This is a genomic window from Microbacterium allomyrinae (assembly GCF_020682705.1).
GTDB classification, from domain to species: Bacteria; Actinomycetota; Actinomycetes; order Actinomycetales; family Microbacteriaceae; genus Microbacterium; species Microbacterium allomyrinae.
The window spans coordinates 40,699-66,936 of sequence record NZ_JAGTTN010000003.1; the positions used below are offsets into that span (position 1 = coordinate 40,699).

The 26,238-nt window shown below is 70.6% G+C and carries 24 protein-coding genes; 11 read left to right on the forward strand and 13 right to left on the reverse strand.

Features of this window, described 5'->3' with window-relative positions:
* Positions 1–27: 27 nt before the first annotated feature.
* Positions 28–975, reverse strand: coding sequence for a PDR/VanB family oxidoreductase (locus KEC57_RS09950; RefSeq protein ID WP_229384467.1), 948 nt, complete (start codon positions 973–975; stop codon positions 28–30).
* 133 nt (positions 976–1,108) lie between these two features.
* Between KEC57_RS09950 and KEC57_RS09955 the strand changes: the two genes are divergently transcribed.
* The gene (locus KEC57_RS09955; RefSeq protein ID WP_229384468.1) at positions 1,109–1,828 is read left to right on the forward strand and encodes a GntR family transcriptional regulator; all 720 of its coding nucleotides are present in this window, start codon (positions 1,109–1,111) and stop codon (positions 1,826–1,828) included.
* Positions 1,829–1,863: 35 nt separating this feature from the next.
* Here KEC57_RS09955 and KEC57_RS09960 read toward each other — a convergent pair whose 3' ends face one another.
* From KEC57_RS09960 to KEC57_RS09980, 5 genes are all read right to left on the reverse strand, one after another.
* Positions 1,864–2,403, reverse strand: coding sequence for a hypothetical protein (locus KEC57_RS09960; protein WP_229384469.1), 540 nt, complete (start codon positions 2,401–2,403; stop codon positions 1,864–1,866).
* Positions 2,403–4,418 carry a primary-amine oxidase gene (locus tag KEC57_RS09965; RefSeq protein WP_229384470.1) on the reverse strand — a complete coding sequence of 672 codons (2,016 nt, stop codon included), beginning with the start codon at positions 4,416–4,418 and terminating at the stop codon, positions 2,403–2,405. The genes KEC57_RS09960 and KEC57_RS09965 overlap by 1 nt, the downstream gene beginning before the upstream one ends.
* A 62-nt stretch (positions 4,419–4,480) precedes the next feature.
* Positions 4,481–6,016: a gamma-glutamyltransferase gene (locus tag KEC57_RS09970; protein WP_229384471.1), complete on the reverse strand. Its 1,536-nt coding sequence runs from the start codon at positions 6,014–6,016 to the stop codon at positions 4,481–4,483.
* Between the two features lie 2 nt (positions 6,017–6,018).
* Positions 6,019–7,113 carry an N-methyl-L-tryptophan oxidase gene (solA, locus tag KEC57_RS09975; protein WP_229384472.1) on the reverse strand — a complete coding sequence of 365 codons (1,095 nt, stop codon included), beginning with the start codon at positions 7,111–7,113 and terminating at the stop codon, positions 6,019–6,021.
* Positions 7,110–8,366 (reverse strand): aminotransferase class V-fold PLP-dependent enzyme, encoded by a 1,257-nt coding sequence (locus KEC57_RS09980; protein ID WP_229384473.1) that lies wholly within the window; start codon positions 8,364–8,366, stop codon positions 7,110–7,112. Before KEC57_RS09980 ends, solA begins: the two co-directional genes overlap by 4 nt.
* Before the next feature lie 84 nt (positions 8,367–8,450).
* Between KEC57_RS09980 and KEC57_RS09985 the strand changes: the two genes are divergently transcribed.
* Entirely contained in the window at positions 8,451–9,242 is a 792-nt protein-coding gene (locus KEC57_RS09985; protein WP_229384474.1) for a class II glutamine amidotransferase domain-containing protein, read from the forward strand.
* A gap of 67 nt (positions 9,243–9,309) precedes the next feature.
* Here the strand turns inward: KEC57_RS09985 and KEC57_RS09990 are convergent, their stop codons facing one another.
* Positions 9,310–10,530, reverse strand: coding sequence for an MFS transporter (locus KEC57_RS09990; RefSeq protein WP_229384475.1), 1,221 nt, complete (start codon positions 10,528–10,530; stop codon positions 9,310–9,312).
* Positions 10,531–10,592: 62 nt separating this feature from the next.
* Here KEC57_RS09990 and KEC57_RS09995 point away from each other — a divergent pair, with 62 nt between their 5' ends.
* Positions 10,593–10,979, forward strand: a complete 387-nt coding sequence (locus KEC57_RS09995; protein WP_229384476.1) for a MerR family transcriptional regulator — start codon at positions 10,593–10,595, stop codon at positions 10,977–10,979.
* Between the two features lie 69 nt (positions 10,980–11,048).
* A complete protein-coding gene (gene purU, locus KEC57_RS10000) occupies positions 11,049–11,930 on the forward strand; it encodes a formyltetrahydrofolate deformylase (RefSeq protein ID WP_229384477.1) in 882 nt (293 codons plus the stop codon).
* Between the two features lie 38 nt (positions 11,931–11,968).
* Here purU and KEC57_RS10005 read toward each other — a convergent pair whose 3' ends face one another.
* Together KEC57_RS10005 and KEC57_RS10010 are read right to left on the reverse strand one after the other, a co-directional pair.
* Positions 11,969–12,886, reverse strand: coding sequence for a serine hydrolase (locus tag KEC57_RS10005; RefSeq protein ID WP_229384478.1), 918 nt, complete (start codon positions 12,884–12,886; stop codon positions 11,969–11,971).
* Between the two features lie 73 nt (positions 12,887–12,959).
* Positions 12,960–14,942: a M13 family metallopeptidase gene (locus tag KEC57_RS10010; RefSeq protein ID WP_229384479.1), complete on the reverse strand. Its 1,983-nt coding sequence runs from the start codon at positions 14,940–14,942 to the stop codon at positions 12,960–12,962.
* Between the two features lie 128 nt (positions 14,943–15,070).
* Here KEC57_RS10010 and KEC57_RS10015 point away from each other — a divergent pair, with 128 nt between their 5' ends.
* Positions 15,071–16,396: an MATE family efflux transporter gene (locus KEC57_RS10015; RefSeq protein WP_229384480.1), complete on the forward strand. Its 1,326-nt coding sequence runs from the start codon at positions 15,071–15,073 to the stop codon at positions 16,394–16,396.
* A gap of 136 nt (positions 16,397–16,532) precedes the next feature.
* On the opposite strand, the gene KEC57_RS10020 is transcribed toward KEC57_RS10015, so the two are convergent.
* The gene (locus KEC57_RS10020; RefSeq protein WP_229384922.1) at positions 16,533–17,135 is read right to left on the reverse strand and encodes a TrmH family RNA methyltransferase; all 603 of its coding nucleotides are present in this window, start codon (positions 17,133–17,135) and stop codon (positions 16,533–16,535) included.
* 234 nt (positions 17,136–17,369) lie between these two features.
* Here KEC57_RS10020 and KEC57_RS10025 point away from each other — a divergent pair, with 234 nt between their 5' ends.
* Positions 17,370–18,782 carry an Nramp family divalent metal transporter gene (locus KEC57_RS10025; protein WP_229384481.1) on the forward strand — a complete coding sequence of 471 codons (1,413 nt, stop codon included), beginning with the start codon at positions 17,370–17,372 and terminating at the stop codon, positions 18,780–18,782.
* A gap of 22 nt (positions 18,783–18,804) precedes the next feature.
* The gene (locus tag KEC57_RS10030; protein WP_229384482.1) at positions 18,805–19,440 is read left to right on the forward strand and encodes a metal-dependent transcriptional regulator; all 636 of its coding nucleotides are present in this window, start codon (positions 18,805–18,807) and stop codon (positions 19,438–19,440) included.
* On the opposite strand, the gene KEC57_RS10035 is transcribed toward KEC57_RS10030, so the two are convergent.
* Positions 19,430–20,383 (reverse strand): SDR family NAD(P)-dependent oxidoreductase, encoded by a 954-nt coding sequence (locus KEC57_RS10035; protein ID WP_229384483.1) that lies wholly within the window; start codon positions 20,381–20,383, stop codon positions 19,430–19,432. The genes KEC57_RS10030 and KEC57_RS10035 overlap by 11 nt on opposite strands.
* Before the next feature lie 40 nt (positions 20,384–20,423).
* Here KEC57_RS10035 and KEC57_RS10040 point away from each other — a divergent pair, with 40 nt between their 5' ends.
* Complete coding sequence (locus KEC57_RS10040) at positions 20,424–21,233, forward strand: HAD-IIA family hydrolase (RefSeq protein ID WP_229384484.1); 810 nt, start codon at positions 20,424–20,426, stop codon at positions 21,231–21,233.
* Between the two features lie 95 nt (positions 21,234–21,328).
* On the forward strand, positions 21,329–21,901 hold the full coding sequence (locus KEC57_RS10045; protein ID WP_229384485.1) for a YdeI/OmpD-associated family protein: 573 nt from the start codon (positions 21,329–21,331) through the stop codon (positions 21,899–21,901).
* A gap of 117 nt (positions 21,902–22,018) precedes the next feature.
* Here KEC57_RS10045 and pyrE read toward each other — a convergent pair whose 3' ends face one another.
* Positions 22,019–22,594, reverse strand: coding sequence for an orotate phosphoribosyltransferase (pyrE, locus tag KEC57_RS10050; protein ID WP_229384486.1), 576 nt, complete (start codon positions 22,592–22,594; stop codon positions 22,019–22,021).
* A 10-nt stretch (positions 22,595–22,604) separates the two neighbouring features.
* Complete coding sequence (locus tag KEC57_RS10055) at positions 22,605–23,042, reverse strand: hypothetical protein (RefSeq protein ID WP_229384487.1); 438 nt, start codon at positions 23,040–23,042, stop codon at positions 22,605–22,607.
* A 130-nt stretch (positions 23,043–23,172) separates the two neighbouring features.
* Here KEC57_RS10055 and KEC57_RS10060 point away from each other — a divergent pair, with 130 nt between their 5' ends.
* Together KEC57_RS10060 and KEC57_RS10065 are read left to right on the forward strand one after the other, a co-directional pair.
* On the forward strand, positions 23,173–24,012 hold the full coding sequence (locus KEC57_RS10060) for an exodeoxyribonuclease III (protein WP_229384488.1): 840 nt from the start codon (positions 23,173–23,175) through the stop codon (positions 24,010–24,012).
* Between the two features lie 249 nt (positions 24,013–24,261).
* A complete protein-coding gene (locus tag KEC57_RS10065) occupies positions 24,262–26,205 on the forward strand; it encodes a sigma-70 family RNA polymerase sigma factor (protein WP_229384489.1) in 1,944 nt (647 codons plus the stop codon).
* The last annotated feature ends 33 nt before the right edge of the window (positions 26,206–26,238 follow it).

A 26,238-nucleotide genomic window follows, 5' to 3' on the forward strand; every position in this document is an offset into this window, starting at 1 on the left:
GATCTTGGTGTGATTGTATCCAGTTCGTCATGCGTCGAGGACGAGCATCGGGCACGCGGCGCGCGAAACGCACACCATCATGCAGTCCATGCGCGCGCGCTCCTGCGACGTCAGCACGAAGTCGCGGTGCTCGACCTCGCCCTCGAGGACGTGCGTCTCGCAGCTGCCGCAGATGCCCTCTTCGCAGTCGGTGAGGACCTCGACACCGCCGCTGCGCATGACCTCCAGGACCGATTGACCCGGCTCCACCGGAAGCTCCAGTCCGCTTCGCGCCAGGCGGATCGAGAACGCCCCGCCCGGCTCGTACTCGACTTCGGGCGCCGCGAAGTACTCGAGGCGGAGACGGCCGGAGTCCTCGGGCAGCAGCTCCCGCAGAGCCGTCAGCATCCGCTCGGGGCCGCACGCGTACACCGCCGCCTCCGGGAGCGCGGTGAGCGTGGCCGCCAGGTCGGCGCGCGAGCCTTCGTCACGCGGCACGACGGTGACCGTGCCGGAGCCGATCGACATCACCTCATCGAGGAAGGCCATGCGGCTGCGCGTCGCGCCCAGATAGAGAAGGCGCCAGCGCGCGCCCGCCCGATGGGCCGCGTGGAGCATGGGAACGATCGGCGTGATGCCGATGCCGCCCGCGATGAACAGGTACTCGGGGGCAGGCTCGAGTGCGAAGTGATTGCGCGGGCCGCGCAGCGTGACGAGGTCACCGGGGCGCAGACGCTCGTGGACGGCTTTCGAGCCGCCGCGGCTGTGCTCTTCGCGCAGCACCGCGATGCGGTACCGGGAGGCCCCGGGCTCGCCGGTCAGCGAGTACTGGCGCACGGGGGCGTCCGGCAGCAGCAGATCGATGTGGGCACCAGGTGCCCACTCCGGGATCGGGCCGTCGACGGGCTCGAGCTCCACGGCGAGGACGTCATCCGTCTCCAGGGTCATCGCCCGCACACGTGCTGTGCGTTCCGTCGATTCGTCCGCCGTGACCATAGTTGGATCCTAACACACCTGTTCTGGATCCAATGTTACGGAATTGTGGACATTAGGTCGGAGATGCGCATCCCATGCGAGCCGTTCTGCTACCGTTCCAATCGCCGATCGCCGACGGCGAGAAGGAGATCGCATGGCTGAAAAAGTGAACCTCGCGTCCGAGATGTCGGGCCACGCGCTCGTCGACGACATCGCGGCGAAGATCCGGGCGCGAATCATGTCGGGCGAGATCCCGATCGGCGCCCAGTTGCGACAGGCCGAGCTGGCGAACGACTTCGGCGTCAGCCGGACCCCCGTCCGCGAAGCTCTGCGCCAGCTCCAGACCGGCGGTCTCATCGACGTCGTGCCGAACCGCGGCGCCGTCGTGCGTGTTCCGGCGCCGTGGGAAGTGCGCGAGGCGTACACCGTGCGAGCAGAACTCGAAGCACTCGCCGCCGCACTGTCGGTCAGTCGTGCGTCGCACGACGACATCGAACGCCTCCGGGTAGCCAACCAGGCGATGTACGACCGCTCGCTGGCGGAGCGCGACGAGACGCGGAACGCGGCCCTGGACAGCCGTCGCGAGAACGACATCTTCCACAGCACGATCGCCGAGCTGTCAGGGAACTCGCGCCTGGCCCGGTCGATCGACGAGATCAACGAGACATTCCCCCGCAACGTCTCCGCCCAGCTCCTCGTCGGCGACAGCCGCCACCGCGAAGAGAACTTCCACGAGCACGGCCGGATCCTCGATGCACTCGAGCGCGGCGATGCCGAGACGGCGCGCCAAGAGATGCGCGAGCACGTGATCAAGGCGGGCGAGCAGCTCGCCCGCTGGTACGAGCGCCGATCCTCCACCGTCTTCACGGGCTGACGCCCCGCAGGGAGCCTGGCAGGGGGCCCTGGTCCTCAGACGACGACGACCGCGGCCATGAGGAGCACCGACGCGCCCATCGCGAGCGGCGCGATGCGGCGCAGCACCCGCGCCCGCGCCGGCGAGGGGGGCTGCGGCATCCGCGTCTTCACGCCCATATGGACGGATGCCGCGGCGAACAGCACGCTGGCCGCGACGACCGTCCACACCAGGGCGGACGACGAGACACCATGCCCGGCATGCGCCCCCGTCGACACCGTGCCGCCCGACATCAGCAGGAGCAGGGCGGCCATGAGGATGGCGCCGAGGGCATCCATCGCCCTGGCCGACCTGTCCGCCGAGGAGACGGCGCGACGTGCGCGTGAGACGGCGGACCCCATCGCGACGACGACCAGGAGCGCCGCCCACCAGACCGGTGCGAGCAGTCCCCAGCCCCCGACCACATCGGCCATCGCGGCCAGCATGATCAGGGCGAGGGCGAGTTCCCGCACGCGAGCGCGAGGCCCGGCCGCGGCGGCGCAGCAGGTGCTCAGCGCCGTCGCGGCCAGGGCGCCCGTGTGCAGGAGCTCCGCCATCAGTGGTGCGAGTGGCCGTGCGATCCGGAGCCGTGGTCGTGACCGTGATGGTCGTGACCGTGATGGTCGTTGCCATGCCCCGGGTGAACGTGCGCCGAGGCGTCGGGAGAGGCGGCGTGGCAGCTCGCGCCGGACGTGGACGGGGGGACGTCGAGCGACGGGTTGCGGGTGAAGAAGCCGTCCGGCTCCAGTCGCAGGCCGATCCGGTGGGCCGGCATGATCGGCCACTCCTCCGGCTTCGGGTAGTGGTGCACGCCGATGATGGGCCACACAACCAGCTCTGCGCCGTCGAGGGGGCGATCCGCCTCCTGCCACGCCGTGATGCCTTCGGCCGACAACGGCGCCTGGTTCGGGTACTCCCCCGCGATGTAGCGCTCGGCAGGGTCGTACGCCGTCGCCCACAGGTGCTTGGAGACGAACGGCGCCTTGCGCTCCACCACGCTGCCGGGCTTGGCGAACAGGCGCGTCGTGTGGGGGAGCGTCAGGCGATAGGCGGTGGACTCGCCGAACCGGTTGGTCCGCTCGGTGTTCTCGATGCGCCAGTGCACGGCGCGCGAGGCGTCGGCCATGCGCGCGGCGTCCTTCTCGGAGGCGATCGTCTCGGAGACCATCTTGACGGCGTTGCCGTACGGGTTGAGCTCGTCGTCCTCCTCGATCTCGGCGTGCACCTCGACGAGCCGGTTGTGCGGCCCGTCGACGGCGGTGTCGAGCCGCACGGCGAAGTAGTGCTGGTGCGTCGGCGCCTGCACGTGGGGACTCACCATGCGTCCGTACCGCGGCATCTGCCCGTCGTCGATGCCGGAGACGGACAGGATGCCGGTGAGCTTCACCTCGAGTTCGATGTTGCCGTCCTGGTGGAGCGACCAGTAGAAGCCGTAGTCGTAGTTGGCCACCGTCGCGAAGAACGAGATAACGAGGCGGCGCGAGCGGCGCACGTCGGCCTCGCCGATGCGCGTGTTCACGTGCTTCCAGAGGATCGAGTGGTCCTCCTCGTGCAGGCACACGCCGTTGGCGATGGTCTTCGTCTGGCCGTGGCCGTCGAGGACGTGGGCGTCGAAGTAGTGGATCTCTCCGAGGCAATCGCAGCCGAGCTCGAGTGACGCCGTGAGCGGGCCTGCGCCGTACTCGCCCCAGTCGAAGAAGTTCTTGCGGTAGGCGGTCGGATCGGAGTCGAGGTACGGGACGTACATCTCGTTGATCGAGGCCCGCCGCAGCACCGTCCTCTCGGTGTCGCCGTCGCGATAGCTCACGTCGTGCAGGATCAGGCCCTCGCGGTGGGTGAATCCGATGCGGAAGGACCAGTTCTGCCAGGTGACGAGGTGACCGTCGACCTCGAAGCCCGGCCCCTCCGGCTGCGTGATCTCCAGCGGAGCGACCTCACGGTCGGGGCCCCACGTACCGGAGCGATAGTTGCCGCCCTCGGTTGCCATGGGGATGATGCCGTGGTCCTCGAGTTCGATGATGTCGAGCGTCTCGAGGTCGAGGATCGGCACGAGTCCTGCGATCGGGCGCGCGTAGCCGTTGTCGTCGATGCTCTCCCGGTGCCAGACGGATCCCCACGACAGCCGGCGGTCCTCGTACCCCGCAGGCTCGAAACCCGTCATCGACTCCGGGTCGACCCACACGAGCGAGGTGTCGGTGATGCCCCGCTTGGCCAGCGCCTCCTTGAGGAGGGGATGATTGCGCGCAGCCTGCGCGACCATGCGCGCCTCTTCCGACGAGACACCCGGGCGTTTCGCGTCGACGGGCGACCACGAGCCGACGGATGCCGCACGGTCCGTGCCGCTCGTCCACGCGGTGACCTCCCACGCGGCGTGCTCGTCGGGGTTCATCACCACGAGCCGCACGGGGCGGCCCTGGCCGTCTGCGAGGCTGCGGGCGAGCGACTCCTCGACGGCGATACCCCAGAACCGCGGGTTGGCACCGATCCGGGCATCCGCCCGCACCAGTTCCGCCACCTCGGCGATCTCGTCCGGGGTGAGGGGGTCCGTCCAGTGTCGAGCGGCGGCGTGCATGGGTATCTCCTCTTTTGCCGTGCAGGTTGTTTCGGGTCGTACCGGTTCTGCGGATGTGATGCTCACGTGGCGCTCGCCTCGGCTGCGGAGTCCGCGTCGTCGATCAGGGTGCCGATGCCGTCAGCCCGGGGGTCGCTCGCGCTGCCCGGCACGCGGTGGCTCAGCCGCACGATCTGCACGTGACCGGCTTCGTCGGCGGGCCCGGCGAAGCGCACGACCGGCAGCCCTCTCGCCTCCGCGCGTGCGATCACGTCCGACGCGACACCGGGCTCCGCCACCAGCGTGAGCACGTCCTGACCGAGGTCGCGGTCGCCCACGACCCAGCGGGGACGGGCGAGGATTGCACGCAGATCCTGCGTCGGATCGACCGCGTCCGGGAGGATCTGCGACAGGATCCATGCCTGAGCGCGTCCTCCCTGGCACCCGGCCACGACGGTCACCCCCGGCGCCTCGACGATCGCAGGACACAGGGTGTGCGGCGGACGGGCACCGGGCCGCAGGACTGCGGGCGAATCCGGATCCATGCTGAAGGCGCTGCCGCGGTTGTGGAGCAGGATGCCCGTGTCGGGATCCAGCAGTCCCGAACCGAAGGTCTGGTACACGCTCTGGACGATCGTGACGCCCCAGCCGTCATCGTCCAGCGCGGTGACGGCGGCGGTGTCGCCCAGCGGACGCGGCTCCGCGAACGGCGGCGCGACGGCTTCGACGGCGAGATCCAGCAGCACGTCCAGATCGACCGGCGCTGAGCGCGGGTCGCCGAGCGCGGCCGCCCGGGCGTGGACGCCGCGGATGGCGGCATCCACCAGCTGCGGTCCCGTCGGAACCGAGCCCGTCCCGTCGCCTGCGGCCGTCACCACCCCGATGAGCACGGCACCCACCGATGGGGGCGGTGCGACATGCCAGGTCTGCTCGCCGATGGTTCGCGTGAGCGCCGCCCCCGCCTCGGATTCGTAGCCGGCGAAGTCTGCGATGGTGTGGGTGCCGCCCGCCGCGCGCAGAGTCGATACAAGGGACCGGGCGATACTGCCGCGGTAGAAGTCGTCGGCATCGTCGGCGAGAGCCAGCATCGTTTCGGCCAGGGCGGGCTGGCGAAGCACCTCCCCCGCCACGAGTGGAGCACCCGCGGCCGCGAAGACGCCCCGCATGCCCGCGTCGGCGAGCACCGCGTCGGCGCGCGAGGCGAGTGCGCGCGCGAGGCCCGCGCTCACCGGCGTCCCGGACTCGGCGACCGCCGCAGCATCCGCGAACGCCGGAGCGAGACCGTTGCGCGCCCCCCGCGCGGCGATCGAGCGCCAGCCCGCGACCATTCCGGGCACCGTGACCGAGTGCGCACCCTGGCGCGGAACTTCGGTCCAGGTCGCCGCGGCCTCGGCGATCCCCGCCGGCGCGGTGCCGGCCGCGATGATCGCGGTGGTCTCACCGGCGGGCGATCGGACCAGGGCGATGAGATCGCCGCCGAGCGCGCACTGGTGGGGGTAGACGACCGTCAGCATGACGGCGGCGGCGAGCGCGGCGTCCAGCGCGTTGCCCCCCGCGGCGGCGGCGCGGCGCCCGGCGGCGATCGCCTCCGGATGCGGAGCGGCGAGGGCGATGGTCATTGTCAGAGCTCCCGTCGGGATGTCGAGATGAACGCGAGGTCGTCGCGCGCCTTGCCGGTGGCGAGATCGGCGAGGGCCTCACCGATCGCCGGACCGAACTTGAATCCGTGACCGGAACAGGCCGACGCGACGATCACCTCGGGGGCGCGATGGAGCGGACCGAGCACGAATCGCTTGTCGGCGGTCATCGTATACAGGCATGCCGCGAGTTCGGCGGGAGCCGTGTCGAGTCCGGGAACGACGTCGCCCAGGAGCGATCGGAGCTCGTTCACCTCCTCGTTCGAGGGGGCGGCGACGGGGATCTCGGGATCCCAGATCGCCCCGGCGTCGACGCCGAGTTTGACTCCGTTGCCGTCGGCGTCGGGGATCCCGAAGACGAGACCCTCCGGGCGATCCACCGAGAACGCGCCGAGCGACGGCGGCATCCCGGCTTCCTGACCGGGCGCGGCCGTCAGCGTGAGGATCCGCCAGACCTCGAGCAGTGGAGCGAGCTCGGGAACGAGGGAGCCCATCCAGCTTCCCCCGGCGATCACGAGTCGGCGCGCCCGCAGATCCCCGCCGTCGGTCCGCAGCACGACCCCACCGGGCACCCGTTCCCAGCCTTCGGCTCGCACGCCCCAGCGCAGCCGGGCGCCGCGAGCGGCCGCCGACTCCTGCATCGCCGCAAGTGCGCGCGCCGCCTCGACCACTCCGGCCGACGGATCGTAGACGGCCCTGTAACCCTGAGGCACCTCGAAGCCGGGCATGAGCTCGGACATCTGCACCCGGTCGTCCACCACGATGCAGTCGGGGCCCTGCAGCTGGGACTCCCCCCGGTGGGCGTACAGACCGCCCGTGCGGTGCACCAGCGTCTGGCCGGTCTCACTCTCGAGTTCACTCCAGCCGTCGAAGGCGCGAGCGACGAGATCGTTCCACGCGGGGTTGGGGTACGCGCGACGGATCATGCGGGTGCGTCCGTGCGAGGAGCCGCGAGAGTGGGCGGGGGTGAAGCGGTCTACGGCCAGCACATCGACACCGCGGCGGGCGAGCTCTGCAGCGGCGGCGCTGCCGTGGATGCCGAGTCCCACGACGACGACGTCCGCGTCGAGTGCACTCACCGGCGGGCTCCCTCTCGGGCGATGTGCGCGACGCCGTCGATGAGGGCCGCGAGATCGCTTTCGTCGTTGTACACGTGCGGGGACGCCCGCACGACGGACGCTATCGCACGATCACCGAGATCCCACTGCCCGTGCGTGGCGGGCACCGACACGACCCTCACCTGACGCTCGGCGAGCAGCGCTGCGGCGTGCGCGGAGGGCAGCCCCTCGACCAGAAACGTGACGATCGCCGAGCGCGAATCGGCCGGGTCGGCGATGACGACTCCGGGGATCTCGCGCAGCGACTCCCGGAGGAGGCCGCCTGTCGACGTCAGCCACCCGGCCGTCTCGGCGATGCCGCGCCGACTCGCCTCTTCGAGCGCGACGCCCAGGCCGAGCCTGCCCGCGACACTGGACTCCCACGTCTCGAATCGCCGGGCACTGGTGGCCACGTCCCATTCACCCTCGGCGAGCCATTGCGACCCCCGCACGTCGGGTGCCGTGGGCGCCAGCGCGGCTGCCGTGCGGCGCTCCACGTAGGCGAGCGCCGTGCCCCGGGGTGCGCGGAGGAACTTCCGTCCGGTCGTGACCAGCACATGGCACCCGATCTCGGCGACGTCGATGCCGAGGTGGCCGACGGACTGCGTGGCGTCGAGCAGGTAGACGGCGCCGTAGCGCCGCGCGAGATGCCCGATCTCGGCCACCGGCTCGACGAGGCCGGAGGAGGTCGGCACGTGCGCGATCGTCAGGATCGTAGGACGTCCGTCGGCGAGGAGGGCATCCAGGGCGTCGAGATCGACACGGCGATGGGCGTCGGTGGGGGCGAGCACGAGTTCGACATCGTGCTCGTCGCGCACCGTCATCAGGTGCAGGGCATGGCTGACGTAGGTGCTGCGCGAGGCGATGATGCGCGAGCCTGCTGCAGGACGGAGGGCGTCGAGGAGGACACGCAGCCCGGTCGATGCGCTGTCGAACAGTGCGATCTCATCCGCGTCGGACCCCAGCAACCTCGCGGCGGATCCGTAGACGGCCTCGATGTCGTCCTTGACCTGCGCGGCGGCCTCGTAGCCGCCCATCTGCTCCTCGAGACGGAGATGATCGACCACCGCCGAGACGACGGCGGCCGTCGGCAGCGCGGCCCCGGCCGCATTGAAGTGGTGGGACGCGTGCGCACCGAGAGTGCGCTCGCGTTCGAGCGCCACATCGATCGCGGAGCCGATCCGCGGGAGCACCGCTTCCTTTTGTGCGGCATCCGCCGCGGGCACCGATGTCATGGAACTCCGTGTCTCTCAAACAGGATCCAAAAGTAACATATGTGGATCCACATTGTCGAAGATCGCACTCGAGGAGCGAATCCCATGTCACGAATGCTCAGCTACGTCGCCCCCGAGCCGATGATGGCCCCCGCCGCGCTCGGTGAGGAGATCATCGCCGAGTTCGCCGCACTCGCGCATCTGCACGCGGACGGGTGGGGCACCTCGTGGCTCGACGCCGACACGGGGGCGGTGCGCACAGCCGGCGGCACGGAAGCGCTCGACGGTCCTGAGCAGCTGAAGGCCGTCCTGTCGGCACCGTCCTCGGCCCGACTGGTGTACCTGCGCTTCGCGAGCGGCGGCGCCCTGCCCGCTCTCGAGGACATCCAGCCGTTCCTGCGCGGCGGGATCGCGTTCCAGCACAACGGCGTGATCACGCCACGCGAGGACGCGCTCGCCCTGCTGACCGAGGTCGAACGCGCCGAACTCCGCGGCGCCACCGACAGCGAGGCGTACTTCGCGGTCGTTCGCCACGCACAGCCCGACGGCGCCGCGTGGCGGGAGACGACCGTCATCGCACGGGGCGTCGCCCGGGTGCGCTCCCGCTTTCCGGGTGCGTGCCTCAACGCGATGATCCTCACCGGGAGCGGACTCCACGTCGTGCACGCCGCCGGCACGGCGAAGGTCCCGCTCGCGGCGTTCGCCGGCCGCGGCGCCGACCTCGAAGCCCTCCCTCCCGGGCACGACGCCGACTACAACACGCTGCGGACGACGACGAATCCCTCCGGAGTGCGCATCGTCGCCACCACTGGCGTCGATCAGCGCGGCTGGACGCGCCTGGCCGACGAATCCGTCTTCCTGGTCACCGCGGACGGCGTGGCCGGCGTGCGCCTGTGACGACCCCGGAAGCGGCCGAACGCGACCCGCCCTCCCTCACCCGGGCGGGGCATCCCGCTTGCCGCGGTCACCCCTCAGCTGCGAGCCGACGGCCCGAGAGCACGACCCCGGCCACTCCGAACAGCGCGGCGACGAGCATGGCGGATGCCGAGACCGCCGTCGTCATCGTGGGTGCCGTCTCGCCCCCCACGACACCGCCGAGCCACGGGCCGACGGCGATTCCGACGTTGAAGAGCACGACGATGCCGGCGCTCGCGAGGGTGCGCGTCCGCTCGGTCGCGATGCGCATGAGAGTGGTCTGCAGCAGCGGGAACAGCGCACCGATGGCGAAGCCCCACACCAGGAGTGCGCCGATGACGGCCGCGATGGCACCGGCTGCGAAGGTGAGCAGCGCGAAGGCCGCAGCGAAAGCGAGGAGGATCGCCACCAGCGAGCTGCGCGGGAAGCGATCCGCGAGGAATCCGGCGGCCGTGACACCGGCCATCCCCGCGATGCCGTAGACGAAGAGAATCGTGGCGGCCCACTCGGTGCCGATCCCTGCCGAGAGCGCGAGGTAGGGGCGGATGTAGGTGAACGAAGCGAACTGGGCGACGGCGATCAGGACCGCGGACGCGCCGAATGCGAGCAGGGCCGGCAGCGAGGGATCGCGCCAGAAGCCGCCGGTCCGCTCGGACGCGGGCACGCGTTCCGGAAGATAACTCGGCATCCCCCGGACGACCACCACACCGATGATCAGCGCGACGGCGCCGAGGACGACGAACGCGGCGCGCCAGCCGACGGCCTGCGCGAGCAGCGTGGCGGCGGGAAGGCCCGCCACGGTGGCCGCCGTGCCGCCGGCGGTCACGAGCGCGAGGCCTCGCCCCAGGTGGGAAGGTGCGAGCAGCGAGGTCGCGTAGACGATCACCACCGCCCAGAAGACACCGTGGGCGACCGCCGCGACCACACGCGTGCCCACCGCGAACCCGTAGCCGGGTGCGAAAGCCGTCGCGATGTTCGCGATGGCGAAGACCCCGAGCGAGACGCCGACGACCAGCCGCCGATCGAACCGGCGCGATGCCCGTGCGAGCGGGATGCTGGTGAGGATCACCGTCAGGGCCCACACCGAGATGAGCAGGCCGATCTGCATCGGCGAGACCCCGAGATCGGCGGCCATCTCGGGCATGAGTCCCGCGGGCAGGGACTCGGCAGTCACGGTGACCAGCACGCCGAGGCTGAGGATCAGCAGGGCTCGCACGGGAAAGCGGAGGGATGCCGCGGAGGCCTGCACCGCGGCGGTTGTCGACGTCATGATGCGAGGCTAAACTTTGACATTAATGTCAATGTCAAGCTCTACGACCGAGAGAGACGACCATGAAGATCGGTGAGCTGTCGGAGCGGACCGGCATCCCCACCCGCATGCTGCGGTACTACGAGCAGCAGGGCCTCCTCGCCTCCGACCGCGCGGCGAACGGCTACCGCTCCTACGACGAGGCCGACGTCGAGCGCGCCTCCCGGGTGCGGGGGCTGGTGCAGTCCGGGCTGTCCACGCGCATGACGAAGGTCGTGCTCGACATCGAACGGCAGTGCGAGAGCGCGGCTCCGCCGGCCTGCTCGCTGTCCCTCGCCGAAGAGCTCGCCGCTGAGCTCGACGCTCTCGAAGAGCGGCTGGCGTGCCTCACGAAGAGCCGCGACGCCGTCGCCCGCTACCTCGAACTCACGCGCCACGGCGACCTGATCCGCCGCGCGAACGCGGCGTAGCGGCATCCGCTCGTCCTTCCGACGCCCGCCGGAGATCGCGAACCGCCCGCGGCAGGGCAGAATCGAACAATGGCCGCGAATTCCCCGCACCTCCTCACCGACCACGCCTGCCTGATCGTCCACGGCAGCGACCGGCCGGGGATCATCGCCGCCGTGTCGGCGCTCATCACCCGCAACCGCGGCAACATCGTCGCGTTCGACCAGTACTCCGACGACCCCATCGGCGGCGCGTACTTCCAGCGCGTGGTGTTCCACCGCCCCGATCTCGCGGCGGCCCTTCCCGAGATCGAAGACGACCTCGCGCGGACGCTGGGCGACGGGTTCGATCTGGAATGGACGATCACCGACCAGTCGATCCCCAAGCGCATGGCGATCCTGGCGTCCAAGCAGGACCACTGCCTGCTCGATCTGCTCTGGCGCCACCGCCGCGGCGACCTGCCCGTCACCATCCCGATGGTGATCTCGAACCACACCACCTCGGCCGAGGACGTCCGCTCGTTCGGCGTGCCGTTCTTCCACGTGCCCTCCGTCGCGGGCCCCGACAAGGCGGCCTCCGAGACGAAGATCGTCGAACTGCTCGCCGGCAACGTCGACTTCGTGGTGCTGGCGCGGTACATGCAGATCCTCTCGCCCGACTTCCTCGACCGGCTCGGCGTGCCGGTGATCAACATCCATCACTCGTTCCTGCCCGCCTTCATCGGCGCCGAGCCCTACAAGAAGGCCCAGGAGCGCGGCGTGAAGCTCATCGGCGCCACGTCGCACTACGTGACGAGCGACCTCGACGAGGGCCCGATCATCGAACAGGACACCGTGCGGGTGACCCACGCCGACTCGGTCGGCGAGCTCGTGCGCCGCGGATCGGACGTCGAGCGTCAGGTGCTCTCACGCGCCGTGCTCTGGCATGCGCAGGACCGTGTGATCCGCCACGGCAATCACACGATCGTCTTCTGAGCTGCGTCACGCCTGAAGCACCGCAGCATCACGCGCGTCTAGAACACGTACTCCATGAGCTCGACCCCGAGCGTGCGGAACGCCTCGTGCGCGCGCATGCGGTGATAGATCGACAGGTCGTCGAAGCACACGATCAGGGCATACGACACCCCGGCCCGGGGCCCCGCGAGCACACCCGCCTCGACGCGGATCCCGGCATCCCGCCCCGTCTTGTTGACGAAGAGGAGCCCGTGCTCGTCGTTCTCGTGCGCGAACGGATCCAGTCCCGTGGCCGACGCGACGAGGGAGAGATCGTGATTGAGGCTCAGCCACTCCGCGACCTGTGCGCTGACACCCGGCGAGACGACCTGCGAATTGACGAGGGCGGCGAACACCTCGGCGAGTTCGCGGGCCGAGCCGAGAGCGAAGTGCGGCGCGTCGTCGGGTCCGCGCTCGTCTCGGAAGCGATCCAGCAGCGCCGAGCGCGAGAGCCCAAGCTGCTCGATGCGCGCGCGCACCGCCGGAAGACCGACCCGGGCGAGCAGCGCGTTCGCGGCGAGCGAGTCGCCGGTCGACGCCGTCAGCACCGCGAGGTCGACCAGGGGCAGTGCGGGCGCCTTCAGGTGCTGCCACACCCCGCCCACGCCGACGCGGTCGATCGTGGAGCGGTCGATGATCTCGAGCGGATCGAGACGGCCCGACTCGAATCCGGCGGCGACCTCGATGAGCAGCGGTACGACGCCGAGCCCGGCCACCGGCAGCGTCACGAAGTCGTCGCCCGCGAGCACCGAGGTGCCGCGATCGAGGTCGGTGATGCGCACCGAGATCTTCGCCCCCGACGTCGCCAGATCGTCGAGCGCCTTGAGCGTCGCCGTGAACGAACGGCGGCCGACCGCCGCCCTCCTCGGCACTCGTTTGCTGGTGCTTCGTCGCGACCCCCGCAGCGACTCGGCATCCCTTCTGGGCTCAGTGCCCACGGGGCATCCTTCCGGTGGATTCGTACTTTCGGGGTATGAGTGCGGGGCGTGCGCGGGCCTGGGGCCCGCGCCATCACCAGATGGTGACGCGCTTGTCCTGATCGAGCCAGAGGGCGTCCGTGTCAGTGACGCCGAACGCATCATAGAACGCGTCGATGTTGCGGACGATCTGGTTGCAGCGGAATTCGTTGGGCGAATGCGGGTCGATCGTCAACAGGCGGATGGTCTCGGCATCCCGCCCCTTCTGCTGCCAGATCTGCGCCCAGCTGAGAAGCAGGCGCTGGATGCCGGTGAACCCGTCGATCTCGGGCGCCTCGTGGGGCGTGCCGTCGGCGTCGGTGCCGAGCGAAAGCTCGTACGCCCGGATCGCGATGCCGAGACCGCCGAGGTCTCCGATGTTCTCGCCGATCGTCAAGGCACCGTTCACGTGGTGCTCATCCGCGAGTCCGCGCGGGACGAGCGCCTCGTACTGGTCGATGAGGTTCTTGGTGCGCACCTCGAACGCTGCGCGGTCGTCGTCGGTCCACCAGTCGCGCAGCGACCCGTCGCCGTCGAACCGGCTGCCCTGGTCGTCGAAGCCGTGGCCGATCTCGTGGCCGATGACCGCGCCGATGCCGCCGTAATTGGCCGCCGCGTCGCGCTCGGCGTCGAAGAACGGGTGCTGCAGGATCGCGGCCGGGAAGACGATCTCGTTCATGAGCGGGTTGTAGTACGCGTTGACTGTCTGCGGGGTCATGTACCACTCGTCGCGGTCGATCGGCTCGCCGATCCGGTTGATCTGCCGGTCGTGCTCCCACACGTGTGCACGGCGCACGTTCCCGACGAGGTCGTCGGGGACGAGCTCGAGCGTGGAGTAGTCCTTCCACTTGACCGGGTAGCCGATCTTCGGCGTGAACGCGTCGAGCTTCGCGAGCGCGCGCTCGCGCGTCTCGGGAGTCATCCACTCGAGCTCGGCGATCGACTGGCGGTACGCCTCGATCAGGTTCGCGACGAGCTCGTCCATGGCGACCTTCGACGCCGGCGGGAAGTGGCGTTCGACGTAGACGCGGCCGATCGCCTCGCCCATGGCGGCCTCGGCGAGGCTCACGCCGCGCTTCCACCGCTCGCGGTTGACCGGCACGCCGGTGAGCTGCGTGCCGTAGAACGAGAAGTTCTCGGAGACGAACGCGTCCGACAGGAACGCCGCGGCCGAGTGCACGACGGCGAACCGCAGCCACGCCTTCCAGTCTGCGAGGCGCTCCTCGGTGAGCAGCGCGCCCAGGCCCTCGAAGAAGCTCGGCTGGTACACGTTGATCTCGCCGAACGCGGCGGCGTGGTCGGGGGCGACGCCTTCGAGCCACGGGGAGAGGTCGAGGCCCACGAGCGCCTGCACGTCGTCCCACGTCGTGAGGTTGTAGGTCTTGACGGCGTCACGGCTCGCGACGTTGTCCCAGTGGTGCGTGGCGAGCTCCGTCTCGAGCGCGAAGATGCGGTCGGCCGACGCCTCGGCATCCGCAACCCCGGCAAGATCCAGGAGCCGGTGCACGTGGGCGCGGAAAGCCGTGCGCGTGGGCTCGAAGTTGTCGAGTCGGTAGTAGCTCTCGTCGGGCAGCGACAGCCCGCCCTGGATGAAGAACGGCACGTAGCGCTCGGGGTTGCCGGGGTCGGGCTCGATGTAGAGGTGGATCAGCGCCGCGGTGCCGTCGCGCTCGAACTCGCCGATGGTGCGCAGGAACTCCGGGATGCTCGTGATCGCGTCGACGCGCGCCAGCACGCCCGCGAGCGGCGCGGCGCCGAGCTCTTCGATGCGCTCGGTGTCCATGAAGCTCGTGTACAGGTCGCCGATCTTGCGCGACTCGGTGCCGGGCTCAGCCTGCTGCGTCTCTTCGACGATGGCGTGGACGTCCTTCTCGGCCTGCTCGGCGATGAGGTGGAACGAGCCCCAGCGGGCTTTGTCTTCGGGGATCTCGGTGCGTTCGAGCCAGGAGCCGTTGACGTGGCGGAACAGGTCGTCTTGCGGGCGGATCTCGGCGCTGAGCTCCTCGAGCGCGAGACCGGAGCGGGGGGCATCGGTCATGTCCTCCAGGATAAGCGTCCGCGCCGCCGCGCTCGTCGGATCCGTCGCCGAAAGGATCCTGTGATCGCATCGTGATGCGATCACGATGCGAGGCCGGCTCCCGCCCGCCGCCCTCGTAGGCTCGGAGGGTGACGAGCACCCGCGACCCGCTGAACCGCGACATCCTGCGGCTCGCGGTGCCCGCGCTCGGGGCGCTGATCGCCGAGCCGCTGTTCCTCATCGTCGATTCGGCCCTCGTCGGGCACCTCGGCGTCACCCCGCTCGCGGGCCTGGGGATCGCGTCCGCGGTGCTGCAGACGATCGTCGGGCTGATGGTGTTCCTCGCATACTCGACGACTCCGGCCGTCGCGCGCCGTTTCGGCGCGGGCGACCCCACGCGAGCGGTCTCGGTCGGCATCGACGGGCTCTGGCTCGCCCTCGGGATCGGCGCGGTGCTCGCCGTGGTCGGCTCTTTCGCGACACCGGCTCTCGTGGGGCTGTTCGGCGCGTCGCCCGAAGTGGCGGAGCAGGCCGTCATCTACCTGGGCATCTCGATGTGGGGCCTGCCGGCCATGCTCATCGTGTTCGCGGCGACCGGGCTGCTGCGCGGCATGCAGGACACCGTGACGCCGCTGTGGATCGCGGGACTCGGGTTCGCGGCCAACGCACTGCTGAACTGGGCGTTCATCTACGGCCTCGGGTGGGGGATCGCCGGTTCCGCCGTGGGAACGGTGCTCGCGCAGTGGGCGATGGTGGCCGCGTACGTCGTCGTGGTGGGCCGGCTCGCGCGCCGGCACGAGGCATCCGTTCGTCCGCAGCGCGAAGGCGTGCGGGGCTCCGCCCGATCCGGCGGCTGGCTGTTCGTGCGCACCGTCTCGCTCCGCGTCGCGCTGCTCGCGACCGTCGCGGTGGCGACGGGCCTGGGAACCGAGGAGCTCGCAGGCTGGCAGGTGGCGTTCACGATCTTCTCTACCGCGGCGTTCGCACTCGATGCGCTCGCCATCGCGGCGCAGGCGCTCATCGGCAAGGGGCTCGGAGCGCAGGACACACGGCTCGTGCGCCGCGTGCTGGGCCGGACGGTGGCATGGGGCGCGTGGTTCGGCATCGTCGTGGGCGTCGTCATCGGCGCTCTCTCGGGCGTGATCGGACTCGTGTTCACCGGCGATCCGGCGATCGCGGCTCTCGTGCAGCCCGCGCTGATCGTGCTCGCGATCGCGCAGCCGGTGTGCGGCGTCGTGTTCGTGCTCGACGGCGTGCTCATCGGCGCCGGAGACGCGAAGTACCTCGCGATGGTGGGGCTGCTGAACCTCGTGCCGTTCGTCCCCGCGCTCATCGTGATCGCCGTGCTGCAGCCCGCGGGAGCGGCAGGACTCGCGTGGCTTGCCGTCGCGTTCTTCGGCGTCTACATGCTGGCGCGGCTGGCAACCCTCGGCTGGCGCGTGCGCGGCGCCGCCTGGATGACCGTCGAGGTCTGACGCGCGGGCACCCTCCGCCCGAGCCCCCCTCCGACGCCGTCCCCCATCACCGAGAATCGCCGTAGCGCGCGAGCCTCCTGGCGATTCTCACGCGTCCCGCCGATTCTCGCGAGGGCGAGGGCGAGGGACCGCGGCATCACGCCCAGCGGCGGCACCACTCGTACATCACGACGGCCGCTGCGGCGCTGGCGTTGATCGAGCGGGTCGAGCCGTACTGCGTGATCTCGACGACCCCGGATGCCGCGGCCACGGCCTCGTCCGAAAGGCCCGGGCCCTCTTGCCCGAACAGCAGCACGCACGCCTCGGGCAGGTCGGCGGCAGGCAGCGGCACCGATCCTTCGACGTTGTCGATGGCGATGACGGGCAGGGATGCCGCCTCCGCCCACTCGGCGAACGCCTCGACGCTCTCGTGGTGGCGCACGTGCTGGTAGCGGTCGGTGACCATCGCGCCGCGGCGGTTCCACCGACGCTTGCCGATGATGTGCACCTCGGCGGCGAGGAACGCATTCGCGCTGCGCACGATCGAGCCGATGTTCATGTCGTGCTGCCAGTTCTCGATCGCGACGTGGAACGCGTGGCGGCGCGTGTCGAGGTCGGCGACGATGGCGTCCATCGTCCAGTACCGGTAGACGTCGACGACGTTGCGCGCGTCGCCGTGCGCGAGGAGGTCCGGGTCGTAGCGCGGATCGTCGGGCAGGTCCTCGGGCCCGCCCGGCCATGGACCGACGCCGACGGGCATCCGCGGCTCCTCCGGCTGGGGCGCGTCCGGCTCGAAGTGGTGCGGAGGATCGGCGGGTGTCGTCACCGGCCCAGGCTATCCGCGCGATGCGTTCACAACTCCGGATGATCGCGTGCCTGGGGGCGACAGGACGGCGCGTCGCGGCATCCGTCCGGAGTAACGAGCGGTCGGCGGCAGGAGGACAGGCCCACCCACCACTTTTCGGCATGCCGAAATCTGAGCTAGAATTTCGGTGTGCCGAAAACTGCCGAGGATGTCAGGCCAGCCGCATCGACCTCGACCCGCCGACCACGCTCGCTCCCGCGCCTGGCGTGGCTGATCGGGCCCGCCCTGGTGGCGGGGGTGGCGTACCTCGACCCCGGCAACGTCGCCAGCAACATGACGGCCGGTGCGCGGTACGGCTACCTCCTGGTGTGGGTGGTCGTTCTCGGCAACGTGATGGCGTGGCTCATCCAGTACCTGTCTGCCAAGCTCGGCATCGTCACGGGCCGGAGCCTTCCCGAGACCCTGGGCATCCGCATCCGCTCTCGCTGGGGCCGTCGCGCCTACTGGCTGCAGGCCGAGCTGGTCGCTATGGCGACCGATATCGCCGAGGTGATCGGCGGCGCCGTCGCGCTCAATCTGCTGTTCGCCGTGCCGCTGCTGTGGGGCGGCGTGATCACCGGCGCCGTGTCGATCACGCTTCTGCTGATCCAGTCCCGGCGGGGACCGCGCCCGTTCGAGTTCGTCATCATCGGCCTGCTCGCGATCATCGCGATCGGATTCTCGTTCGGCGTCTTCGTCGCCCCGCCCGACCCGGCAGGGGTCATCGCGGGTCTCGTGCCGCGCTTCGAAGGCACCGACTCGGTACTCCTGGCCGCGTCGATCCTGGGCGCGACGATCATGCCGCACGCGATCTACGCCCACAGCGCGCTCGCGCGCGACCGCTTCGCCCCGACCGTCGACAAGCTCGACGTCGTCACGCCCGGCCGCCGCGCGAAGTCCCGCGACCGCGTGGCGGAGCACCTCGACCAGAGTCCGCGTGCCGGCCAGGGTTCGGGGCTCAGCGACCGGACGGCTCCGGATGCCACGCTCGCAGAGCTGCGCGGCATCCCGACCTCGCGTCTGCTGCGGGCGACGAAGTGGGACGTCACGATCGCGATGCTCATCGCGGGAACGGTGAATCTCTGCATCCTGCTCCTCGCCGCGGCGAACCTGGCCGGAGTACCCGGCACCGACTCGCTGGAGGGCGCCTACGCGGCGCTGTACGCGGGACTCGGACCGCTCGTCGCGACACTTTTCGCCGTCGGGCTGCTCGCCAGCGGACTCGCCTCGACGTCGGTCGGCGCATACGCCGGGGCCGAGATCATGCACGGCCTGCTGCATGTGCGCGTGCCACTGCTCGCGCGACGACTCGTCACCCTCATCCCGGCCCTCGCGATCCTTGCGATCGGGGTCGACCCGACCCTCGCGCTCGTGCTCAGCCAGGTCGTGCTGTCGTTCGGCATCCCGTTCGCGCTGATCCCGCTGGTCGCTCTCACCGCGAAGAGCGATGTGCTCGGCGGGTATCGCAACCGCGTGTGGACGACGATCGCCGGGATCGCGGCATCCGTCTTCCTCATCACGCTCAACGGCGTGCTGCTGTGGCTGGTGCTCACCGGCTCCTGAGCACCGCCGGTACCCTGGATCGGTGCCCTCCCCCGCGGTCGACGACTATCTGAAGACCATCTACCACCACACCGAGTGGCAGAGCGAGCGCATCACGCCCTCGCAACTGGCGACCGAGCTCGGCCTCGCTCCGTCGAGCGTGACCGAGATGGTGCAGAAGCTCGCCGCGCAGGGGCTCGTCACCCACCGCCCGTACGGGCCCATCGCGCTGACCGAGGCCGGCGCGCATCGCGCCGCGGCGATCATCCGCCGGCACCGCCTCATCGAGACGTGGCTGGTGGGCGAGTTCGGCTACGCGTGGGACGAAGTGCACGATGAAGCCGAGGTCCTCGAGCATGCCATCAGCGACCGTCTGCTCGAAGGCATCGACGAGCGGCTCGGGCGGCCGCGGTTCGATCCGCACGGCGACGCGATCCCGGATGCCGCGGGCAACGTCCTGAGGGAGCCGTTCGTGCTGCTGGCCGCGGCCGCGCCCGGGCACGTCGGACGAGTGCTGAGGGTGAGCGACCGCGACCCGCAGCTGCTGCGGGCGGTCGAAGCGGCCGGCGTCGCCGTGGGCGCGACGGTGACGGTGACGGATGCCGCGACCCTGCGTATGCGCGAGGTCGAGCTCTCGCTGCCGGCCGATGCTGCCACCGCCGTGTGGCTCAGCGCCTGAGGCGAGCGGCCTTCTCGAACGGCCAGTGCACGCCCGTGGCGGTCTCGGCCACGTCCCACAGGCGCGCCGCGACCCCGGGGTCGCGCGTGATCTTCGACGCCGTCGCGCGGCGCGGCTCGCCCCGGGTCACGCTCTTCGGCCCCCAGAACTCCCCGCCCTCGATGGCGGGATCGGTGAGCGCGCGCACCAGCGGCCACGCGCCGTGCTCTTTGGACTGCGCCATGAACGCCTGCAGGTTGTCGGCGAATCGCTTGGTGCGCGACGGCTCGTTCACGCCGGCGATCCCCGCGGTACGACCGCCGATCGAGTAGCCGGGGTGGGCGACGACGCTCTCGACCGGCACGCCGGCGGCGCGCAGTCGCCGGTCGGCCTCGAACCCGAGTGCGGCAGTCGCCACCTTCGACTGCACGTAGGCCCGCCACGCCGAGTACCCCTCGGCGAGCTGCGGATCGAGCGGGTCATAGGGCGTGAGCGATGTCGACATGCTCCCCACCCACACCATCCGGCCGGCGGGGGCCTGGGCGAGTGCCGTGAGCAGCTCCCCGGCGAGCGCGAAGTGGCCGAGTGCGTTGGTGGCGAAGACGACCTCGTGCCCGTCGATCGTGGTCTCACGCACACGCGGCGGATGCACGATGCCGGCATTGAGCAGCACCCCGTCGAGCGCACCCTTGCCGCGCACGCTCGCGGCCGCCGAGCGCACCGATCCGAGGTTGCTCGTGTCGAGGATGAGCGGCTCGGTCGCGTCGGGTGCGGCATCCGGAAGACGACGGCGAATCGCGGTGCGAGCGGCCGACAGCCGATTCGGATGCCGCGCCGTCATGATCACGCGTGCCCCGGCCCGCACCAGCTGCTCCGACGCGAAGTAGCCGAGACCGGCATTGGAGCCGGTCACGAGGTAGACCCGACCGGAGAGGTCGGGGAGACTCCGGGGATCCCACGTCACGGCTTCGACCCTACGCCCGCGCGAGACCTAGTCTGGACGCATGCGCACCCGGTCCGACATCGAATGCTGGCTCACCGACATGGATGGCGTGCTGGTGCACGAGAACACTCCTGTTCCCGGCGCCTCCGCCCTCCTTCAGCAGTGGCGCGATCAGGGCACGCCCTTCCTCGTGCTGACGAACAACTCCATCTTCACGCCGCGTGATCTCTCCGCCCGGCTGCGCGCTTCGGGGCTCACCGTCCCCGAGGAGTCCATCTGGACCTCGGCGCTCGCGACGGCCGACTTCCTGCGGTCGCAGATGCCCGGCGGCACGGCGTTCGTCATCGGCGAGGCGGGCCTGACGACGGCCCTCCACGAAGCCGGGTTCATCATGACCGAGACGGACCCCGACTACGTGGTCGTCGGCGAGACCCGCAACTACTCGTTCGAGGCGATCACCAAGGCGATCCGGTTCATCGGCGCGGGGGCCCGCTTCATCGCGACCAACCCCGATGCGACCGGGCCGTCCACGGACGGCCTGCTGCCGGCGACCGGCGCCATCACCGCGCTCATCACGAAGGCCACCGGCATGGAGCCCTATGTCGTCGGCAAGCCGAACCCGATGATGTTCCGCTCGGCGCTCAACCGGATCGGCGCGCACTCCGAGAACACCGGCATGATCGGCGACCGCATGGACACCGACATCGTCGCGGGGATCGAGGCGGGTCTTCACACCGTGCTGGTGCTCACCGGGATCAGCGATCCCGCCGAGATCGAGCGCTTCCCGTTCCGCCCCGACGAGGTGCTCGACTCGGTCGCCGACCTGCTGGCGCGCGAGGTGCTCGAGAGCGAAGAAGCCGACATCCTCTGAGTGTCGGCGCGGCATCCGCCTGTTCGCGGCGTGGTGCGCTCTTGCCGCGCCGCGGGGCGATGCGCGACGTCGCGGACCCCCGGTAGGGTCGCGGAATGGGCGCACTGGATGACGGCGAGAAGGTGGTGGCGCCGGATGCCGCGACCTGGCGCGCGTGGCTCGAGACCAATCACCTGCGCGCCACCGGCGCGTGGCTCGTGCGCGGACGCCCCGGGTTCGCCGACCGCCATGTGAGCTACGAGGACGCCATCCGCCAGGCGCTCTGCTTCGGCTGGATCGACGGACCGGTCCGCAGCTTCGACGACGAGACCGGTGGGCTGTGGTTCTCGCCGCGCCGGCCGTCCAGCGGCTGGGCCGCGACCAACAAGGCCCGCCTGATCGAACTCGAGCAGGCCGGGCTCATCGCCGAGGCCGGGTACCGCGCCATCGAGGTCGCCAAGGCGAACGGCTCATGGGCCGTGCTCGACAACGCCGAGGCTCTGCGCGAGCCCGATGACTTCACCGCGGCGCTCGACGCGGTTCCGGCGGCGCGCGCGGCGTGGGACGCGTTCCCTCCGTCGAGCCGAAAGCTCGGCATCGCGACCGTCGACAGCGCCCGGCGTCCCGAGACGCGGGCCGCGCGCATCGCGAAGATCGTCGCGGATGCGGCAGAGGGGAAGAGACCGTGATCTCGGAGTTCGAGCAGACCCTGCTGTTGCTGGTATCGGCACTGATCGTGCTCACGACGCTGGTGGTCGTCGTGTGGCAGGTGTGGCGCACGCGCAAGCGCAAGCGCGACTGAGGCGTTACTGGGCCTGAAGCTCGAGGTCGTCGAGGTCGATCGCGGCGAGCCACTGCAGGCCTTCGGCCTCGACCGCGGCCTGCGCACCGGTCTTGCGATCCACGATGACGGCGACGGCGACCGGCTCAGCGCCTTCGCGACGGAGCGCCTCGACCGCCTTCAGCGCCGACTGCCCGGTGGTCGAGGTGTCTTCGAGCACGACGACGCGCTTGCCCGCGACATCCGCGCCCTCGACCTGACGGCCGCGCCCGTGGTCCTTGGGCTCTTTGCGCACCACGAATGCGTCGAGCGGCGTGGCGGTGCGCGCCGACTCGTGCATGACCGCGTTGGCGATCGGATCGGCGCCGAGCGTCAGTCCGCCGACCGCGACGATCCCGTCGATGTCGCGGACGAGGTCGAGCATGATGCGTCCGATCGCCGGCGCCGCGCGGTGGTCCAGTGTGAGCTTGCGCATGTCGACGTAGTACGTCGCCTTCTTGCCGCTCGAGAGGGTGAAGTCGCCGTGGAACACCGCCTCGTCCTGGATCAGCGCGATGAGGTACTGGCGGTCGGCTTCGAGCTCAGGCGTGGAGGCGGTCATGCCGTCGATTCTAGGCGTGAGGGGCGCTCGCCCGGCGGCGCAGGAACGGTCGCGGCCATGCGCCCAGGGCGAGCACCGCGACGATGACCTGTACGAGACCCGTCACGAAGAAGATGCCGTGCAGCGGAGACCACACGAGCATGATGGCGATCTCGATGAAGATCCAGATCATCATCACGAGACCCGCCGCGGCGTGAAGACCCCACGCGACGTCGAGGCGCGCATACTGCGCGGCAAGGGCGAGTGCCTGAGCACCTCCGACGACAACGCCCAGGATCGTGCCCGGCCAGAAGTACGAGGTGAAGACACTGCCGTCCAGCCACTCGAGGGGCAGCCCCATTCCGCCGCCCCCGGTGAGACCCGCCATGCCGGCGAGAGCCGAGACGAGGCTGAACCAGCCGACGGACTGCAGGGCGATGCGCGTCCAACGCGCGGGCGCCGTGGTCATGACCTCCACGCTACGCGCGCCGCGACGCCGCCCGCGTCGCGGCCGGCCGTGACAATTCCCCGCTTCCCCCGACACGGCGTGACGACCGCGAAGACCGGGGGCGTCCGCGCCCCCGCCTAGGCTGGATCCCATGCGCCTGGCCACCTGGAACGTGAACTCCATCCGTGCCCGCGTCGACCGCATCGTCGACTTCGCGGTACGTGAGCACATCGACGTGCTCGCGATGCAGGAGATCAAGTGCAAGGTCGAGCAGTTCCCGTTCGACCGGTTCGAAGAGGCCGGCTTCCACGTCGAGGCGCACGGCTTCTCGCAGTGGAACGGTGTCGCCATCGCGAGCCGCGAACCGATCGAGAACGTCCGCACGTCGTTTCCCGACATGCCCGGCTTCGCGAAAGGCCACGAAGGACCGGATGCCCCGCAGGAGGCACGCGCGCTCGGCGCGACCATCGGCGGGGTCGAGATCTGGAGCCTGTACGTCCCGAACGGCCGGTCGCTGGGCGATCCGCACTACTTCTACAAGCTCGACTGGCTGTCGGCGCTGACCGGGTACACGGCGGCGGCGCTCGCGGCGAACCCCGACCTGCCCCTCGCGCTTGTCGGCGACTTCAACATCGCCCCGACGGATGCCGACAACGGCGACCCGACCGTCGTCCAGGGTTTCGCGACCCACGTCTCACCCCCCGAGCGGGAGGCGTTCGCCGCGCTCGAGGCCGCAGGACTTCAGGACGTCGTGCGCCCGCTCGTGCCCACGGGCTTCACTTACTGGGACTACAAGCAACTGCGCTTCCCCCGCAACGAGGGCATGCGCATCGACTTCATCCTCGGCTCGCACGCGCTGGCGGACGCTGTGGCCGGCGCCACGATCCACCGCGATGAGCGCAAGGGCGAGGCCCCCAGCGATCACGTGCCCGTCGTCGTCGACCTCGATCTCGAGAGCCCGGACGACGACGATCGGCCGATGATCTTCTGAGACTCTCTTGATCCGCTGACGGTCGGCGGGCGCCGGGAATGCGGCATCCGCTCTTGCGTCGAAGCGCGCTCGGAAGTTTTTCTGCGGGGCGCGTCATGATCGCGTCTCGGATGCGTCTTGCAGGGTGACCCGTATTCTCGCGCGTTGACGAGGACCCTCGCCAGGGGATTCCCAGCGCGCATCGCTAGCCTGGCGCGGATCCGTCCCCGTCGGTCTGGTCGACCGAGCGCCATCCGGCGAGGAGAAGAAGTGAGCACCCCGAGCCGCGCCGTCCTCGACGACTCGCTTCGCAAGCGATCCGACGAGGATCTCGTCGATGCCGCACGCGGCGGCGACGACGCGGCCTACGCGCTCCTCTGGGAACGGCACGCCCCGAGTGCGCGGCGCGCCGCCCGTGCGGTGAGCCCGTCGGTGGATCCGGACGACCTCGTCTCAGAGGCCTTCACGTCGATCCTCGCTGCGATCCGGGGCGGCGCGGGCCCGCGCGAAGGCTTCCGGCCCTACCTCTTCAGCACGATCCGCAACACTGCCGCGTCGTGGGGCAGACGCACGTCCGAGCTGCCGCTCGACGACCTCGACGAACGTGCCGACGAGGGTCTGCCCGACGCCGCCGAGTTCATCGCCGACCGCTCCGTCCTGGCGCAGGCATTCCGCGAACTTCCGGCCCGCTGGCGCACACTGCTCTGGTACATCGAAGTCGAGGGCATGAAGCCGCGCGAGGTCGCGCCGCTCCTCGGCATGTCACCGAACGCGGTCTCTGCGCTGGCCTACCGAGCGCGCGAGGGGTTCCGGCAGGCGTGGCTGGAAGCGCACATCAGCGATCCGCACCGCCCCGCGGAATGCCGCTGGGCATGCGAGCGCATCGTCGCGCAGGAGAAGACCGCCCTTCGCCGCGGCGACCGGCGGCGGCTCGACGCACATCTGCACGAGTGCCCCGCCTGCCGCATCGTCGCGGCCGACATCGAGCACGTCTCCCAGAAGCTGCGCATCGTGCTGCTTCCACTCGTTCTTGGCGGGGCCGGGGCCCTCGCCTACGTCGCCGACGCCACACCGGCCGTGGCAGCGGCGGCATCCGTGACGTCCACCGGGGGTGGCTGGACGTCCGGAACCGGGGGAACCGGCGCGGGGGGCGCCGGCGGCGGAGGTGTCGGCGCGGGGGGCGCCGGCGCCACCGCCTTCCCCGCCATCGGCCTCGCGATCGGGGTCGGAAGCATCGCGGCGGCCGCCGTCGCGGCGGCCGTCGTGATCGCGCCGTGGAGCGCACCGATCGATGACGGCACCGTGGCGGCGAACGCTCCGGTGCGTCAGGAGCAGGTCGAGGCGGAGCGGAAGGACGCGAGCGACCTCGCGGCGATCCCCGTCGATGCCGTCACGCCAGCGCCCGATGCGGTCTCCGACCTCGAGCCGATCGTGGCCCCCGTCCCCGGTCCGGCCCCCGCACCGGCGCCGTCTGCGGTGCCCGCGCCCGCGCCCGCACCCGCACCCGCGGGGGACCCGTCCCCGCAGCCCGAGGCGACTCCTGCTCCCGCTCCCCTACCGACGCCTACCTCCACGCCCACGCCCACACCGACACCCGAACCCGAACCCGAACCCGAACCCGAACCCGAGCTGGTGCGCACGGCTGCGCCCTCCATGCACCAGGTCCTCGACACGAGCGCTCCGATTCCGTCATCGATCACAGGCACGGGCGTGGCGGGGGCAGCAGTCGTCCTGATCGATGAGAGCGACGCCCCGCTGTCGGAGACCACCGTGGCCTCGGACGGAACGTTCCGCGCCGACATCCCCGCGGATCTGCTGCGCGCCGGCATGACGGTGCGCGCGGTGCAGACCGCGCCCGACGAGCTCGCCTCCGTGGCGAGCGCTCCCGTCGGTCCGTTCACCGCGCCGGCACCGGTGGTCACGACCGAGACGGGCACGCTCGAGGGCGTCCTCGTCGACGGCGACCTCGACGGCATCGCCGACGATCTCCACATCCTTCTCGACGGGCTCCGAGGGGCGACGGTCACGGTCTCGGTCGACGGCGTCGCCACCGGCAACCGCCACGTGCTGAGCGGCGACCCGCTGCTGCGGGTCGTCCGCAACACGACGCCGGGCACGCACGTGATCGGCATCCGCTATCTCGACCCGGCATCGGGCCGGATGGGGCGTCTCGCCGAGTTCACCGTGACGGCTGTGGCCCGCGAAGCGCGCTGAGCGCACGCCGCCGCCGGCAGCTGTCGACCCGCT